Below are 17,488 nucleotides of genomic sequence, written 5' to 3' on the forward strand. Positions count from 1 at the left end.
AAGCTAAAGTTAAAATATATCAACTAAGGTTGTGTTGAAGGGCACATCGGTTGAGGAGAACTACCGCGCTACTGGCCCTACTAGCGGCGCTCGTAGGACAAGCATCGGCTGTTTCTGTGAGTCCTCAGCTTACCCTCGACACGGAGATGAAATGGGATCAGCAACAGGGCAGGTACGTGGACTCTGACGTGGCCGCCAGGGACGGTTACTACTACCAAGTCAAAGGGCCGGCCGTGGCAGTGGATAGTGCCGGTACGGTACTAGTAGCTTGGGAGGAATGGTCCGAGAACGGCAACGTGGTCGGTAGGATCGGCTTGAGAACTCCATCGGGTAGTGCTACCTATGTGACCCCGGAATCCGGCCACGTCGATTTCGCACCGGCTCTTGTGAGCTACGGTCAGGGTAAGTTCCTCCTGGCCGTGACGGAGGTGCCGCAGGACAACTTAGCCACTCAGGATTACGGCGAACTTCTGGTGTACAATGTCAGTGTCTCTGGTGATCAGATTTCGATGGATTCCCAACCGGTCCAAGTGGACGGGAACGCCGCGTATCCGCACATGGTATACCTCGGATCGGACAATGATGGTAACGAGTATGTGGCGATCGTGTACGAGAAGTGGAACGGTGGGAGTGGTAACGTCGTTCTACAGGTGCTCAAGATATACACGAACGGGAACATCACCCCGGTCTTGGGTCAGCCGCTAGTCATCGCGGAAAGTGTGTGCAAGGACTACGTCAAGGACGGCGTTCACTATTTCGGGCACGCCAGACCCGTAGCATCGGTGTACCAACAGGGCGGCTCTAAGTACCTCGTGGTGGTACTGACGGACTACTCGCAAGCGAGCCCCAACGTGACCAGCTGGGGCTTCTATGGCGAGTGGAAGGGATGCAAAGTGAAGGCGTACGTGGTGGATCTTCCAGCCGATCTATCGACGATCGGTGAATTGAACCAGGAGGACGTTCACGAGGTACAAGGATCACTATCGACCTCCGATGACACCAACGAGTGCCCGTGGGTATGCGACAACGTGGTAGTGTACCGGGTCGGATCGCTCTGGGGAGGGATGTCGGGAGACACCACAATCCCGGACATCAACGCCGCGCTGATAGTGAATTCAGGTGATGGGAACTGGACGTTCTCATCGGACACCACGATCTACCGCCGTATCTACACGCAGACGGGCCCCACAGTAGCCAAGGTTTACACGGACAACGGCACGTCGTACTACCTATCGGTGTTCGCGGATAACAGTGGCGGTTTTGGTAAGGAACGATTGGCGGGCGTCCTGTTCCGTGTCAAAGATGGCAAGATCCAGGTGATCGCGCAGTACGACCTCACTGGGTTCGGTAGTGGGTATTATTACTACTGTCCGGCCTTAGCCACGGTCAATAGCGAGTACAAGAACGCCGAGTTGGTCGTAGCCTGCTACAAGGGTGACAGTGGGAGCCGCGGCCATAGTATCGGCGACGCCGTCATACTGACGGTAGGCATCGGTGATCCCGTCGACGAGTTCATGTCGTCGGCCGCCGAGCTGCTCAACAACCTGACTGGTACCATGGATGTCGTGAACAACGCGATTTTCAACAGCTACTCAGGGCTCAAGAAGAAGGTCTCCGACCTGGAGAAGAAGGCGAGCGAGCTGATACAGACCGCTCAGGAGTTGAAGCATGCTATAGAAAACCTCGAAGGGAACCTCCAGGAGTTGAAGCATGCTGTAGAGAATGTAGAGAACCTCGAAGGGAACCTCGAAGGACGCGTGAAGAAGCTGGAGCAGAAGCTCGAGCGTAGGAAGGTCGCGATATCACCGATGGCGGTATTAGCGGCGATACTGACGCTGGCGGCGTACAGGAGGTATAGCCGGTAACAGAACCGGCAAACCCTTTCTTGACCTATCTCTCCTGTTCGTTTCCATCCCTCCTGACACGGTCTCACTCCTAGACACTTCGCTCCCGCTCGGTTTCGTTATTTTCCCGTAAAACAGCTCCGGGTTCAGGTAAGCCTCGAGTGCCCGCATAGCGTAGGCCGTAGCCCATATCGATGCCGGTTCGTAGCCAGCTCCACTATCAGTTGACATCACATTCCGGGCCGGCCACGGCCAAGCTCCGTACCACTCCGGGTGTTCGGTCCCTCGGTACTGCTGGGATACGAGCCACTCGACGGTGGCGTGAATGTTGTACTTCGAATCCGTCACGAGGTCCCGGAGCTTGCGTCTGCCCCCCGGCGTGCAGATTTCCGCGTCCGTCGCGACGTCGAACCACAGAGCCTTCAGCAGTGCCAAACTCAGGACGTTCCCTGTAACGGTCGTCTCCGGCGATCCCTGCGCCTCTAGGTAAGCCGAGGAGTACGCCCACGCGGGACCTCGACCGTGATTTCCAACTACCCACGCTATCCCGGACTTCTCGCTGTTGAAGAGCCACTCGATACCATTGCGGATGGCATTTAGGATCCGATCGCGGTCCACGTGGAGTCCGAGCCTGTCCGCTTTCAGGTAGACGTCGATCAGCGTCGAGAGGATGTACGCCTGAGTGTCGGCCGAGTACTCCTGACACATCAGCCCGGAGTACCAAGACCCGTCGGGGTTTTGACGCTCCAGCATCCAGGAGACTCCCCGCTCGATGGCGCTTTTGATCCGCTCTACCGTACGGTCGTCGAGGTTCAGCAGATCCCGGTGTTCCAACGCCATCAACAACGCCGCGACCGCCGCACGAGTGTGCCACGAAGACCCCTCCCGTGATTCCTCTTTCTTCCTGCTCCAGCTACCATCCCCAAGTTGTTGGTCCAGAAGCCAGGTCAATCCCCTGCGTACGGCGCTCACTAGCTCCTTGCACTCCACACCCGAATCGTGTCGCCGCTCGATCTCATGGATCAGCAGCATGACCGCTGCCGCAGTGTCGCTAGTTTGACTACCCGAGTGAGTTATACCCCGATACGTCCATGCTTGTCCCCAACCACCATCCTCGTTCTGGTTGTCTAGTACCCATCTGACGGCCTCCTCGGAAGCCTTAGGCCACTCCGATATCGGAGTCATCGCCGGCACACCGGCAGGTACCCTGTCGGCTAGTAATCCAGCGCGCTCAGCGCTCTCCAGCGTGGGATACGCCAGTGAGATCGCCTTCAGCTCGTATCCGAACGTCATCTGAGGGTTCCACAAGTGGATCGAAGCCAAGTAAGGACCGCCACGATCCGCGATGATGAACCACCATACGGTGCCCGCTTTCACGGCGTCCGTGCACTCCGTTTGGAGCTCCTTATACGGCTCCGTGTTCCTCCAGTCCAGCGCCGTCGTCGGTGCGGCGGTTACCAGAACGGCTATCGCGGCAGCGAGGACGCGCACGCACCCACCCCCAACTACAACGTATGGTAAGAGTAAGAAATAAAAATTTAGTAATCGCGCGACGGTTCGGTGGGGGTCCGCACGCCTCATGATACACTTGGCACCTTTCCTGATTCTCGTCGCCGTATCCTTAACCATTCCGACCCCAGCTCATTCGCTAGACGTGGTGATATTTGGGAACGCTGCGAGGGGATCACCCGAAGAAATCCACGCAGTGGAGGAGCGTGTGAAGAAGGATCTGAACGTGGATGTCCGAATTCACGTACACAACGTACTCGTCAGTTGGTCTGACCAAAACGCTCCGGTGGATTTCGACTCGTTAGCCAAGGATATCGAGCTCTCCGATATCGTCGTTCTGGACAACATGGGACCAATGCCTACGCCCTTCACGATGGAGTTGTCGAAGCGCGTCCTGGGCAAACCCGTTCCCTCGATGCAGGAGTTCCTCAGAGAACTCGCCGACAGAAAGCGAGTAGTGGCCTACGTAACGGGGGACCAACACGATTTCGTGATTTTAGGGCACGGTTGTCGGCGCGTAGTCGACAATACCGCGGCAGTCGTTAATCTCGGTTTCCTGTTCAGGTTCTCCTCGGATCTGACACCGGCCGTAGAGTTCCTGGTGTGGCTCGCGAACCCGACAGTACCGGCGGAGAACTTGCATCTTTCTGGGGTATGGATATCGTTCGTAGCCGTTTATGTACCTGGTCGAGGTTGGATTTTCCCTGAGACACCGGCAGGAGTTATCGAGGCGTCATACCACCGGTGGCTTCACGCGCTTGAAGGTCGGGATCGTATCACCGAGCCTCTCTGGACGGAGGTCCGTCTAGGCTCGATACCATCGTGGGTGAAAGCCATCAGGGAAACGTCTTCCAGGCTCTTCCAGTCCATAAAACTTCCGAAACGACGCACCGTAGTAGTGCTTGGTTACATCGATGCACTTTACAAGGGCGAGAAGGATCTCGTGGAGAAGCTCACAGATACCGTGTACCGTGAGGTTTCCCGTGAGTTCCGGGACGTGATGACGATAGCCGTCCTGTGTGATGGGAACGTGGTCTCTCCGATCGAAGCTCTACTCGGGTTGAAAGACGCCGGGTACGACATCGCGGCCGTGGTCTCCCTGTGGGCATTCACGCTCGATTACCCAAAGCCCGGTACCTGGGCGCTCGAGCGGATCGATGCCCCGGTCATCAAGGTGGTGTATCCGTTCTGGGCTAATTGGATGGACGAGCCGCAGCGCTATTTGAACATGAACGAGGAAGATCCGAAATCCGGCCGCATCGGCGCGCTCTTCGAGTGGGGTTACCAGGTAATCGGAGGTCCCGAACCCGAAGGTGCTTTTTGGTTCAAGATGGTGGCGCTCAAGGAGCGCGATCGGATGAGGGTGTTCCCGCTGGAGGACATGATCGAAGATCTGGCCCGGACGGTAACCGGGTTCCTGAGGCTGCGGTATCTGCCCGAGTCAAAGAAACGAGTGGCGTTCGTAGTGTACTGCTACCCGCCGGGACGTGGGTGTATCGGCGCCTCTTACCTGGACGTGTTCCGGTCCCTGGTGAGAATCTTCGAGGCGTTGGAGGAACGGGGCTACGACCTGGGCCCCGCGACCGCTTTATACCGGAAGCTGGTGGAGCTCCGGCAAGAGGACCCGAAGGCTGCCGAGGAGATGGAGAAGCGTCTAGCACACGCTCTGATGGCGGCGTCCGACCTCGTACTGAAGAACGTGGGTCCGTGGGCGAGAGGTGAGCTTGCCGACATCGTTCAGCTGTACCGAGGTGGGCGGGCCGAGGCGAGCGTAGATTGGAACGGGAAGTTGATGAAAGTAGTCGTCGATCGTGGTACGATCCGGTGGATCGACGTGGACGGGTCGTCGTACGTGCTAGGAACTGTGGGCGAAGATCAACTAGTCCCAGTGGAGACACTGGAGCGCTGGTACCGGGAGGACATCGTGCGGAGGTTCAAATACTACCTATCGCTACTGATCGGCGACGATCCACAGACTGAGTGGGCTCGGAAGTCCCTCATGGAGTGGATGAGGGCCATCGAGGAGAAGTTCGGACCCCCTACGGACAACCGTGGGATCATGAGGTACGGTCCGTACTACGTCATCCCGGCCCTGCGACTGGGCAACGTGGCCGTTATACTGCAGCCGGTACGCGGTTGGTCAGGAAGCCCAGAGTTGGTCTACCACTCCCCGGACCTGCCGCCGCAGTGGCAATACGTCGCCGTATACGAGTGGTTACGTAGAGTCTTCCACGCGGACGCCGTAGTCCACGTGGGTACGCATGGAACCTTGGAGTGGTTGCCGGGTCATCAGGTCGGTCTATTGGGTTTGGATTGGCCCCATGTACTGCTACCCGATGTACCCCATATCTACCTCTATATCGTCAGTAATCCCGGCGAGGCGATGGTCGCCAAGTACCGCTCCGGTCCGATCCTCATAACACATCTACCACCGCCGTGGGGTTACTTCAAGGACCTAGGCAAATATGGGGAACTGGAGCGCGAGCTCGCGAGGTACTTCCAGATGAAGAATTTCGGAGGAGACCCCCGCGTGCTGGAGGAGCTGAAACGGCGGATCGTCGAGACGGCGGAGCGCCTGGGACTTCTGAAGGATGTCGTCAACATGGTCGCCGTGGGGAAGAAGGAACCACCGCCCGAGAACCCAAAGGAGTGGGCGATGAGCCACATTGAGGAGTTCATCGACAAACTCCACGACTTCCTATTGGACCTCGCGCTGAGGAACGTCGCGTATGGATTGCACGTGTACGGCGAAGACGTAGACGAGGATGTGGCCGTAGAGCAGGCCGCGGCACTTGCGTCCTCACGAGTCGCTCCGGTGTTCGCGTACTATGCAGGGCTAATCGACTCCCCGGATCAGGTCGCACTGAACCGATTGCAGTCCGACGCTCCGGACCTGTTCACGTGGTTTAAACGCGAGCTCAGGGGGTGCCTGAAGGAGATCCTCCGGGCCGTTCTGAGGGACAAGGACTTGGCCTATCGGCTGAAGCGTTACGTGAAGCTAAAAGACCGCGAGGATTACTACGCAGAGTCCGACGACATAGAGGGACCGGGCAGGGAGGCTAAGCGCCTGTTCTGGCAGATATCGAACAAGTTAGTGATGGTGGCCCGAAGGGCGATCGAGTGGCACCTCCACGGCTGGCGAGACGATCCTAACCACGAGCACCTCCTCGCCGAGGCCGTGGTCGACCTGTACAGGATCTACGTGCACTACCGTGACTCGGGACGTGTCGAGTTGGAGGAACTGCTCGCAGCCCTCGACGGCAGGTTTGTCCCTCCGGGGATGTTGGGCGAACCGATGTGGAATGCCAAGGTCCTGCCCACCGGGCGGGACGGTTACCCAATCGATCCCTCCAGTATTCCCACGCCGGAGGCTTGGGACGTCGCGCGCAAGCTCGTCGATCAGATGCTCGCGGACTACTACCTGAAGTACGGCAGGTGGCCCGAAGCTGTGGGCGTAGTCCTGTGGGGTGTTCACGAGCTCTGTACCGGAGGTCTAGGCATCGCGGAGGTTCTGTACCTGCTGGGCGTGAAACCCGTCTGGAACCCGGACTCCGGCCGGGTCATCGGGGTCGAGCTGATCCCGTTAGACGAGCTGAGGGTGAAGGTCGGTAACCGGTGGATCAACCGGCCAAGGATCGACGTGGTGGTGTGGGCAGCCTTACACATGGAAGATCCGCTGAAGCTGCTGACCGAGGCTTATTACTTGGCCTCTCATGTGGACGAGCCTACCTATTATAACTACCGCAGGAAGCACTATTTGGAGCTGAAACCCAGACTGTTGGAAGAGCTCAATAAGAAGGGGTTCTCACCCGAAGAAGCCGAAGAGATGACCGACGTGATCGCGTCTTCGGGGTTCTTCGCCCAACCACCCGGGGTCTACGCGGGCACCGGAGCTTGCGACATAGTGGAACACGCCTGGACCGACGTCGCGGGTACGGTCGGTCTCTTTGAGGACTCCGAGACAGCGCTGAAGAGCTTCGAGCGGAGATTCTGGGAGAAGTTCAGGGTGACCTGTGAGAACCGGATGGCGTACGTTTACACGGTTAAAGCTCGGATCCTGACAATTCGAGAGGGGAACAAGGTCAGGATCGTCGTGCTGAGAACCAGTACTGACCGCGTCTACCACGCCATCCCATCGGTCGAGGCGTTCCGATACCTCATGTCCAAGGTCGACGTCGTCGTTCACAACGTCGTAAACACGTGGGGACTGATCGACACGGACGATTTCTACGACTGGGTCGGTGGAATGACTCTGTACGCGATACACGCCTCGGGTCACGCTCCGGAATTGTACATCGGGAACGCCGTCGATCCGACCGCCGCGAGGATGCTAACGGGTTATCAGCAACTGGTAGGCGAGGTCTATACGAAGTTGCTCAGCGAATCCTGGTGGAAAGCCATGATAGAGCACGGTGACTACGGCTGGTCTAGGATCGCCAGGAGAATCGAGTTCCTGGCCGGTTGGGGGATTACGGTACCATCACTGCGTCCGTACCTGAATTCAGTGTACACCGAAGTGTTCAGGACACTGGTCCAACGTATCAGTCAGGTACCACCCAGAACCGAGTACGGGTGGGCGTCCGTCGTCGATGCCGTCGCTTGGTTCGTAGAACTCGCCCGAACTGGTGTGTGGAGGCCTAACTCGAAGACCTTAGCGCGTGCTGCGGAAGTCCTATTGGATACGATGGCCAAACACGGACCCGCGACGTGTCACCACACCAGCCCCAATCCCGCGTTAGTAGCGTACGCCGCACGGGTCCTATTAGAGGCTGGTTACTCCAAATCTGAAGTTGAGCAGTTGGTATCCAAAATCGTGAAGTGGTACGCCAAGCTGGACAGTCCGAATATCGCTCGCGAGATCGAACGATTGGTGAAAGAAGTGACTGCCGCTGTCGCTACCAGGTCGCATCCCACAGAATCCATCCGGTCAACCTCAGGGACCGCACCGTCGTCTACCAGCCCTTCGGTACATCCGGTATCACAGTTTTCGGCTACGTCGGCGGTTGTCTCGTCTTCGATACGTCACAAACTTGGTGTGCCAGGAAGAAAGAGCGGAGTTCAAACGGTGGTGGGGATCATCGGAGCGCTGCTCAAGAGCTCGGTCCGGGGAGCCACTGGAGCCTCGACGGTTTCAGGTTCTGTCGCCGGTTCCACGACGTCCGCACACCGAGCGATCAACCGTACAGCGGTGACCGAGTCTAAGGTGCAACCCGAGAATGTCCCCCGGACGTTCGTCAGGACTTCTCAACTCTCTTCGGGCCCGAAGGTCATCTGGGAGTGGGTCATCGCCCTGCTTCTGACTCTACTGTTCATCTTGGTGTGGAGGATTCAACCGGCGGGTCCCAGGCCGCGAGCTACGTGGGCTACACCAACAACCGTTCCGCCAGTCGCCGCGTGACTTCGCGGATTTCGGACTCCGGTACCACGACGCTCACCGCTACAACCCTATGTGCGCTGCCCAACAAGTCGAACTCCTCGCAAGCTGCCAGGAACTCGGACACGTCCCGGGCCGACATTCCTTCGCCTATCACCGTGACCAATCCCACGTCCTTGTCGACTTCCCAATCGTAGTCCAGGCCGTTCAGAGCTTCCTCCGCGCTCTTCAAGTTTGTCTCCTCCACCAGGAGGTTGATGTAGGGCTCCGAGACCGTCGTGAATACCGCAAGGAGGTTCACGCCGGCGTTCCCCAGCGCGGAGGTCACCCTACCCACCACTCCGGGCTCGTCCACCATCCTGGCACCGCTCACCCTGATCAGCGCGACGTCGTCCCTGGACGCAACTACCTTAGGACCGGGCTCCGTACTGTCGGATATCACGGTCCCTATCTCCCCGGTGAACGAGTTCCCAATGAGAACCGTCACTCCGAGGTTCTTAGCAGCCTCCACGGCCTTGGGATGGATGACTTCCGCCCCTGAGGCGCCCGCCATCACAGCTTCCTCGTACGACAGTCGCTCGACGACCTCTGCGTCCACCAGTTCCGGGTCGGCGGTCATGATGCCGTCGACGTCCGTCCATATTACTGACCGCGATCCCAACACCCCGGCCAGAACGGTGGCCGTGTAGTCGGAGCCCCCTCGTCCCAGCGTGGTCACGTGGCCACGATCGGACCTCCCGATGAACCCCGTGATGACTGGAACGCGGCCCGAGCGGAGGTCTCGTAGGAGTCTCGAACGCGTTCCGTCCCATCTAATGATATCCGCGTTTCCTGGGTCGTCGGTGGTGACCAGCCCCACGTCCCAAGCGTCGTACGCCACCGCCTTGATACCCAGCTCCCTCAGGTACGCCGCTACGATGCGGGCGGACGCGCGCTCTCCGAGTGACAGAACCAAGTCGCGGAGGCGCTCTTCGGGTCTACCCAGTTGCTCGAGAACCGTGACGACACTGTGTAGGAGGGACTCCATATCTTTCAGGAACGATTCTACTTCCTCGTGTCGCTGTTCCAGGTGTTCCGCGATGAACTCCCTGTGACGCTCTAGTATGGGAGTCGGATCGGCGGAACCCTCGGCGGCACGTCGAACGAAGTCCTCCAGTGCGTCCGTGACACCGGCTAGGGCCGAGACCACGATAACATGACCGGAAGCCGCGGAAGCCTCGAGGGTCCGAAGTCCCTCCTCAGAGGATACCGAAGTTCCTCCGAACTTGTGAACCTCCAAGATCGGTCCCCTCTTCGTTATGAGACTCATAACGATTCCGTGTTGGCGCCGGGGCCGGGATTTGAACCCGGGCGGCCCGTTACGGGCCACGGGATCTCCAATCCCGCGCCTTGGACCGGGCTCGGCCGCCCCGGCGCTTCCAGGCGGCATAAAACCGTTGTCTGAATAAAGTTTACGGTACAGTCTGGGCCCGGACCTTCATCCCCTTGTGGAGGGCCTCCTCCAGCCGCTGTCCGACCGATGTATCCTTGTTCACCCTGACTTCACCGCTAGAGCCCACCGTGGCCGTAAACACGTACTCGTCTCCCACGAACACCTTCACAGGACGTCCTGAGAACCTGCCCCCCAGCTGCAGCCTGATGTATTCGCCGTCGTCGACGACGCGCATGGGGAACCGCTCTCCTGACTCCACCTCGATTACCTCCCCCTTCCCTTCGGGAACCGGAGAACCAGTCGGCTGCGATCGTTCACCTCGCCGCTCCTCCAGCGGCTTAACGGTTATCTTCAGCCCCGTGCGGTGCTCGATTTGCTCGACATTCCTGCCTTTCTTGCCTATCACCATAGGAACCATGTGCTCTGGGACGTAGACCGTGGCCTGTGAGCCCTTCACCTCGACGTCCACCGGGGCACGGCCGCCTATGAAGCGGCGAACTTCCCGTTCCACGACTTCGGCCGCGAGTCGTTCTGATGCCGTCTCCTGCTCTTCCTCTCCCTTAACGGGGACGACGAAGACTTCCTCTCCGTAGGTATAGATCTCGTACTCTAGTTCTCCAGTCTCGAAGTCCCGAATCTCCACAACGGGACGCGCTAGGTCCTCCTCCGTCATCCCGGTGGGGACCTTCACGGTCAGTGACACCTCGTACACCTTCTTGATCTCACCGTCTTCGATGAAGATGACCGTGTCCACGATCTGCGGGATGACACCCAACTCCACCCTGCCTATGAGCCGCTGGATCGCGTCGATGGGTCTGGTGGCGTGAACCACTCCGACCATCCCGACGCCGGCTAGCCTCATATCCGCGAAGACCTCGAAGTCCTTAGTCTTCCGGACCTCGTCGTAGATTGTGTAGTCCGGACGTACCAGGAGAAGTATGTCCGCGGTCTTCTCCATGTCGCCGTCCAGTGGTGCGTACTGGGTTATTTCGTCACCGACCTGCAGATCACGCGGGCTCTCCATGGTCTTGACGATCTTGCCCTGTTCGGCGTAGAACTCGGCAAGCGCCGCGCAGAACGTCGACTTACCGGACCCTGGCGGGCCGGCCACCAGGATACCCTCAGCACGCTCTCTTAGTCGTTCCTTCAACTTCTCGGATAGGTCGTAGTCGTCGAGACTCACCTTGACGACCGGCCGGACGGCAGTGATCTCCCATCCTTCAGAGAACGGAGGTCGAGCTATCGAGATCCGGAGGTCGCGTAGCTGCACCACAGTCGCTCCACTTCGGTCGATCTCCACGAAGCTTTCCTCGTCCGTATACGCCTTCTCGATGACCTCTCTAGCCCATTTTTCCATCTCCTCACGAGTACACGGCTCCGGGCGGAGCTCTATCAGCTTCCACTCTCCGGGTCGTCCCACCTTCGCCTTCGGGGGCACGTTCTCCTTCAGGTGGAGTGACATCGCGTTCTCAGGCATCATCCGCTCGATCTCGGTCTCACCTGCGCGGGTTATGGGCTCGAAATACACTACCTCGAGGCCCTCGGCTTTCGCTACCTCCGCCTGGACCTTGTCGCTGGTGATGAGCGTCGCGTTGTACTCCCTTGCCACCTCACGGATCATGGCATCGATCTCACCGCTCCGTGCGAGCCTGATCTCCTCGAGACCCGGCCGTTCGCCCGCGAACTCGATCTCGATGATTCCCTCCTCGGCGAGTCGCTGGAGCTCCTGCAGTTCTTGAAGTCCAGCGAATCCCGTCTCCCTACCGCGGTTGGCCTGGTACTCCAGTTCCGAGAGAACAGCACGTGGGATGACCACGATCTTACCCTCGAGGTAACCTTCCTCGGCGAGACGGGATATCCTACCGTCGATCACCACGCTGGTGTCCGGAACGATGTACTCCGTCTCGATCTCTACATCCATGGATCCCACACCTTCCCACGTGTAGCGTTCACCGACTTCGTCCTCTCCCGTAAGCACCTCTCAATATATTAACGGTACACCTCGTCCGGGCTGAAAACTCTATCCATCACAACCTCGAACGATCCATCCCGAGTAACGCGTCGGTAGAAACAGGACCTATAACCGGTGTGGCAGGCCCCACCTTCCTGCTCTACCACGTACAGGACTGCGTCTTTGTCACAGTCCACGCGGACTTCGACTACTAGTTGCACGTGACCCGACTCTTCCCCTTTCTTCCATACTTCGCGTCGACTCGTGCTCCAGTAGTGGGCGTAACCTGTCGTGAGCGTCCGGTATACCGCCTCCTTGTTCGCGAACGCCGTCATCAACACATCGCCATTCTCGGCGTCCTGGGCGATCGCGATCACCAATGGCTCCCCGCCGATCTCGATCCGGTAGTTCAGGGAGGACGTAACCTTCCGCGCGGTCTCGGGATCCAGTGGTACGTGATTCATACTTCAGCCGCCCTCTCGAGTTTATCCAGCGGAACCTCCTCCTGAACCCCTGTTCTCAGGTTCTTCACCGACACGTATCCTTCCTTCAGTTCCCGCTCCCCTACGATCACGGCGTAGTTGTACTCGAGTGAGTCCGCCAGTGATAGCGCCTTGCGTATGTGCTTTCCTGAAACCTCCACGTTCACTACCCACCCGAGCTCGCGCAGCTTCGCGGCTATCTCCCAGATCTTGCCCGACCTCACGAGTGGTATCAATAGGGCTCGAGTTTCCTCCACTCCGTTCGGAATTCGATCATACAGCTCGGCTGCGAGGAGGAGCCTGTCGAAACCTATGGCCATGCCGACGGCCGGAACATCGGGTCCTCCGAGCTCCTTTACCAAGTCGTCGTAGCGGCCGCCACCGGCGCATTGGGACCCTCCACCGAGCTCCGGCACATGTATCTCGAACACCATACCGGTGTAGTAATCCAATCCTCTCGCGACGGAGAAATCGAGTTCGTGGTCGACCCCAGCTTCCCGGAGCGCGTCCGAGATTTCCATGAGGTTCTCCAAGGCCCGCTCGGCGCGTTCTTTCCCACTCACGGTCTCCTCTACCTCAGACTCCGATCGTGCCGTTACTACCGCCAGGACCGTCTCGGCCGGTTCGGCCGGTAGCAACGTCCTCACTTCATCCAGTTCGCCCTTGTCGACGAGGTGCGCGACCTTGTTCTGTACGTCTTCACCTATCCCGTACTCTTCGAGCAATCCCCGGAGTATTCCCAAGTGTCCCAGGCGGACTTCGAAGGCACCGGAAGGCAGGATACCGTCGAAGATGCGGTAGGTCAGCTCGATCACCTCGACGTCCGCCTCCGGGCGGTCCGAGCCGAGTATCTCCACGCCGGCCTGCCAGAACTCACGCCAACGTCCACGCTGCGGCTGCTCGTATCGGAAACAGTTCACGATGTACGCCAACTTGAGAGGGTGAGGTCGCGTCTTCAGTTCCGTATTGTAAAACCGGACGACGGGAGCCGTCATCTCCGGCCTGAGCGCCAGCTTCCTCCCCTTCTTGTCTTCGAACACGTACATCTCCTCCAGTATCTCCTCACCTGATTTCTCCTCGAATAGCTTCGCGTGCTCGAAAGTAGGGGTGAGGATTTCCTCGTACCCGTAAGAACGGAACACGTTCAGCAGGTACCGCTCCAGCCACCTGCGTGCCCTCATCTCCTCCGGAGTGAAGTCGCGGGTTCCTTTGGGTCGCTCTACCTTCATCAGCGTAACCCCCCATCAGCCGGTCCGTCCCATGAGTGCTATGAAGAATCCACAGGTCTCATATCGATGCGGGAACAGTCGGCACGCTTCGGGCATGTCGAATCCCGGGTCACCGACCTCGACTTCCAGCAGCTCGAACTCTGGGTGCTCGTCCAAGAACCTCCGGACTACCTCTTCGTTCTCCTCGGGGAACATTGAGCAGGTGGAGTAAAGAAGTCGACCTCCGGGTTTGACCATTTCGGCGCCCGCTTTCAGGAGCTCGTACTGGAACTTAGGCAGTCGTTCCAGCTCATCCGAGGTGATCCTCCACCGACGCTCGGGATTCTTTGGAATAGTACCGTCGGCGGAGCAAGGTGGGTCGACTAATACGGCATCGGCGAACTCACGACCCAGCTTCTCTGGCGCTTCGCGTCCGTCCATCAAGTGTGTTTCAATGCAGTCTAGGACACCCATCCGTTCTGCGATCTCCCGAAGACGTTCCATCCGAACCTCATCCACGTCGATCGCCACGACCTTACCCTCTCCTCCCATCAGCTGCGCCATGTGAGTGGTCTTACCGCCCGGAGCCGCACAAAGGTCGACGATTACCTCCCCGGGCTTCGGATTGAGAACCGCCGATGCGAGCGCCGCGGCCTCGTCCTGGATCACGAAAAGACCTTCTTCCCATTCCGGCATCTCTCCGATGGGGAGTCCTTCAGGGATCTTCAGTATCTCATCCAAGAAGCGTCCCGGCTCGACCGTCACCCGATACTTCTTCTGTAACCGATCCGCCAGCTCTTCGGGGTCCACCTTGAGGGTGTTCACGCGGATGGTCAGCGGCGGCCTCCGGTTGTTGGCTTCCAATAGGGCGATCACCTCATCGTGGTCGCCGAACATCTCCATCCATCGCTCGATCAACCATCGCGGATGGTAGTATTCCCACTTCAACCTGTCGAGTTCATCCTCCGGCTCGGGAGGTTCGTAGTCCATTAAATCCAGCGTGAACGCTTTCACGATCGCCGCTGCCCCGGGATTAGCCAGCTTCCGGACCAGCCCGTGTAGTACGTCGGCTACCTCCTCGGGGTCGCCGTCTTCGAACACGACCTCGTTCACGGCGATCCGTGCCGCGTTCCTTACCCACGTGTCGAGCTCGGTCACGTCATCCGTGATCTCCAGGACGTCCTCTATCACCTCGTCCAAGAGTCCACGTTTCTGTAACACACTGTACAGCATCCCGGCGGACACGGATCTGGCCTCTCGAGAGGGATTCACCTCCTTCATCACCAGGCGTCTGGCGTACTGCGTGGGTTTAACCCTCTCCGCTTTCACCAACGTACGGAGCACTATTTCCATAGCCTCTTCGTAGGTCTTAGCGTTCCGGGACGTCACCGTGCATCATCCCCGTCACCGACGCTCCCTGATGCAGTTCGAACGTGTCGTTCCGGGTTCGAACGTATCCCTTCAGCGTACGAACGAGTTCTTCGAAGTCGTTCCGAGGAAGCGACTTGGGAGGTGCCATCAGGCACCCCTTGTACTTTCCATCGTGGGTTAAACGGATACGAGTGCAGGCTTCGCACATAACCCCGTCCATGGGTTTGACGACTTCGACGGACATACCGTTGTTAAGCCGGTATATCTCGCGGTTATGGAACGTGCGAACTCGCTCCAGCTCCGGTTCATACTCACCGAGCGCTTTCAGACCGTCTTCGGCACGTGCAGGCTTAAATCCTGGTATCGAACCCATCGGCTCGATCAACTGCAGCTTCAGATCCTCTAAGTCGGACAGCTCCTCCACGAGCGTCGGCAGCGTCTTCACGGTATCCGAGACCAGTACGACGTTTACCTTAACTGGGGTCAATCCCTCAGACACTGCCGCTTCTATCCCTCTGATGACGTAGTCAGGAGAGAAACGAGACCGGGTGAGCTTACGGTACAGTTTCCGATTTACCGTGTCGAGACTCACGTTCACGCGGTCCAGTCCGGCCTCAGCTAGGTCACCCGAGTACCTCGCGAGCAGTACACCGTTCGTGACAAGGGAAGTTTCCTCGAACCCCTTGGCGTTTTCGATTATTTCGACCAGGTCTTCTCGAAGCAACGGCTCGCCACCTGTGATCTTGACCTTCCTAATGCCGATTTCAGCACAGGCTCGGAGCAGTCGGCACCATTCGGCGGCACTCAGTTCGGATCTCCCAGGCTGTTCCCCTTCCCTGTGGCAGTACACGCAGGCCATGTTGCATCGCATCGTTACGGATATCCTAACGCTTCGAACCTCACGACCTAGCGCGTCGCGCAAGCGAGGGTACCCCACAGAAAAATAATGCGGTTAAGCGGGTAAGAGGGCGTATATGTTGCAGAATATGATCCCGCCGATCTTCGGCTTCCCCTTGAAACCTATTTCGATAAGTATCGGATACGGCTTCGTGTTGTAGACTACTACCCCTTCAGTAGGATGAAAACCGTACTCCATTGGGTGCACGCCCATGTCGATTCCCTTAGGTTTCGGGAGTCCTGCATCCAAGCATGCGTCCCTGAGCGCTCGGGCCGGTGGACAGCATCCGTGTGCGGCTTTCTCGTACCCTGGGACCTCGAACACGTCGAAGTACTGGCGCCTCCCGTGCGTCCAGGAATGTGGTGGTACGATCACTCCGTTCCATCCTCGGCACATCCTCGCGGCGTTGACCACCCTGAGATCGTCTAGGTGGCCGACACCCTCCATCGTTGTCTCGGCGTGTCCGATCAACTTCTTCCGGTACTTGCCGATCCACACGACCACAGCGGAATAGTCGGCCATCTCTACCATCCGTCGGTACGCCGCCTCACCGAACACCTTCTTGACCTCGTTCTCATCCATCGGTCGGCGGCCGTCCGTGAACTTCAGCTCGTAAACCAGCGCCGCGCGTTCCCCGATGTCAGCTTTCTTCAAGTATTTCAGTTTCTCCCAACCGTACTTCTTGGCCGCCTCCTCGAACGTCATGCGTTTGCCCTCGACCTCGATCTCGTCGCTCCCGACCTTCACGGCCACGACCTTCGGGACCTTCCGTCCCCAGACTACCAAGCCCGGTTTCTTCACGTACAGATGGCTGCCCCTTATCAGGACGACACCAGGTCCCTGGTAGTCAGCTACGATCCATCCGTGTTCCACCTTGTAATCCCCGCGCACCCACCGTTCTGCCGGCGATGGGACTACGCCGAAGAACACTGCCGACAGACCTGCGACAGCACCGTACTCCTCGATCGCCTTGCAGGCGATGAACGGGTGCGCCCACACGCTGTACCACGGCAGGGAATACGCAGACATTATCTTGTGTCCTCCCCAAACTGTGTCGCCGTTCTTCACCGGATAGCTGGGCTCCGACGGAGAGAAGGTCAAGTACAGGTGACCGGTCGCCTGACCCGCCGCGATCACTAGTGCCAGTGCGACCAACCCCCCTTTAACTGGACCCAGCTCGCGTATACGCTGTGGGAACTCCCGGACCAGTCGCTGGACTCTTTCGGTTAGCTTCTCCTCTTTCTTCTTCTCCTTCTTTCTCTCCTCTCTCTCCTTCTTCTCCCTGGATTCACTCCTCACCGTATCGTCCTTCCGCTCCTCGTCCGAACGTTCCTCTTTGCTGCTCTTACCCTTCAGTTAAACACCCCCGAGCGGCTTGATTGAGGCGATAGTTATTTATATTGTCGGTCAGTGTCCCGG

Annotated in this window: 10 protein-coding genes and 1 tRNA gene; 2 read left to right on the forward strand and 9 right to left on the reverse strand. The window is 58.5% G+C overall.

The genetic code is table 11. From position 1 onward, the window contains the following. Window positions 1-50 precede the first annotated feature (50 nt). Window positions 51-1,865, forward strand: coding sequence for a hypothetical protein (locus BW919_RS00240; protein WP_088334673.1), 1,815 nt, complete (start codon window positions 51-53; stop codon window positions 1,863-1,865). Here the strand turns inward: BW919_RS00240 and BW919_RS00245 are convergent. Then, on the reverse strand, window positions 1,818-3,335 hold the full coding sequence (locus tag BW919_RS00245) for a prenyltransferase/squalene oxidase repeat-containing protein (RefSeq protein ID WP_198324614.1): 1,518 nt from the start codon (window positions 3,333-3,335) through the stop codon (window positions 1,818-1,820). The two genes, BW919_RS00240 and BW919_RS00245, sit on opposite strands and share 48 nt — an antisense overlap. A gap of 88 nt (window positions 3,336-3,423) precedes the next feature. Between BW919_RS00245 and BW919_RS00250 the strand changes: the two genes are divergently transcribed. Continuing rightward, window positions 3,424-8,751, forward strand: a complete 5,328-nt coding sequence (locus BW919_RS00250; protein WP_088334675.1) for a cobaltochelatase subunit CobN — start codon at window positions 3,424-3,426, stop codon at window positions 8,749-8,751. Here the strand turns inward: BW919_RS00250 and BW919_RS00255 are convergent. From BW919_RS00255 to BW919_RS00290, 8 genes are all read right to left on the reverse strand, one after another. Further along, window positions 8,717-10,006 (reverse strand): aspartate kinase, encoded by a 1,290-nt coding sequence (locus BW919_RS00255; protein WP_157665780.1) that lies wholly within the window; start codon window positions 10,004-10,006, stop codon window positions 8,717-8,719. The genes BW919_RS00250 and BW919_RS00255 overlap by 35 nt on opposite strands. A 43-nt stretch (window positions 10,007-10,049) precedes the next feature. After that, window positions 10,050-10,141: transfer RNA gene (locus BW919_RS00260), tRNA-Ser, on the reverse strand. A 37-nt stretch (window positions 10,142-10,178) separates the two neighbouring features. Beyond that, the gene (locus BW919_RS00265) at window positions 10,179-12,080 is read right to left on the reverse strand and encodes a PINc/VapC family ATPase (RefSeq protein ID WP_088336443.1); all 1,902 of its coding nucleotides are present in this window, start codon (window positions 12,078-12,080) and stop codon (window positions 10,179-10,181) included. 68 nt (window positions 12,081-12,148) lie between these two features. After that, window positions 12,149-12,574, reverse strand: coding sequence for a phosphoribosyl-AMP cyclohydrolase (gene hisI, locus BW919_RS00270; protein WP_198324615.1), 426 nt, complete (start codon window positions 12,572-12,574; stop codon window positions 12,149-12,151). After that, window positions 12,571-13,821 (reverse strand): histidine--tRNA ligase, encoded by a 1,251-nt coding sequence (gene hisS, locus BW919_RS00275; RefSeq protein WP_088334679.1) that lies wholly within the window; start codon window positions 13,819-13,821, stop codon window positions 12,571-12,573. The genes hisI and hisS overlap by 4 nt, the downstream gene beginning before the upstream one ends. Window positions 13,822-13,836: 15 nt before the next feature. After that, a complete protein-coding gene (locus tag BW919_RS00280; protein WP_088334681.1) occupies window positions 13,837-15,189 on the reverse strand; it encodes an RsmB/NOP family class I SAM-dependent RNA methyltransferase in 1,353 nt (450 codons plus the stop codon). Next, window positions 15,170-16,093: a GTP 3',8-cyclase MoaA gene (moaA, locus tag BW919_RS00285; RefSeq protein WP_157665781.1), complete on the reverse strand. Its 924-nt coding sequence runs from the start codon at window positions 16,091-16,093 to the stop codon at window positions 15,170-15,172. The genes BW919_RS00280 and moaA overlap by 20 nt, the downstream gene beginning before the upstream one ends. A 30-nt stretch (window positions 16,094-16,123) precedes the next feature. Next, window positions 16,124-17,368, reverse strand: a complete 1,245-nt coding sequence (locus BW919_RS00290) for a hypothetical protein (protein WP_088334685.1) — start codon at window positions 17,366-17,368, stop codon at window positions 16,124-16,126. Window positions 17,369-17,488: the final 120 nt, after the last annotated feature.

This window comes from Methanopyrus sp. KOL6 (assembly GCF_002201915.1).
Classification (GTDB): domain Archaea; phylum JAADCQ01; class Methanopyri; order Methanopyrales; family Methanopyraceae; genus Methanopyrus.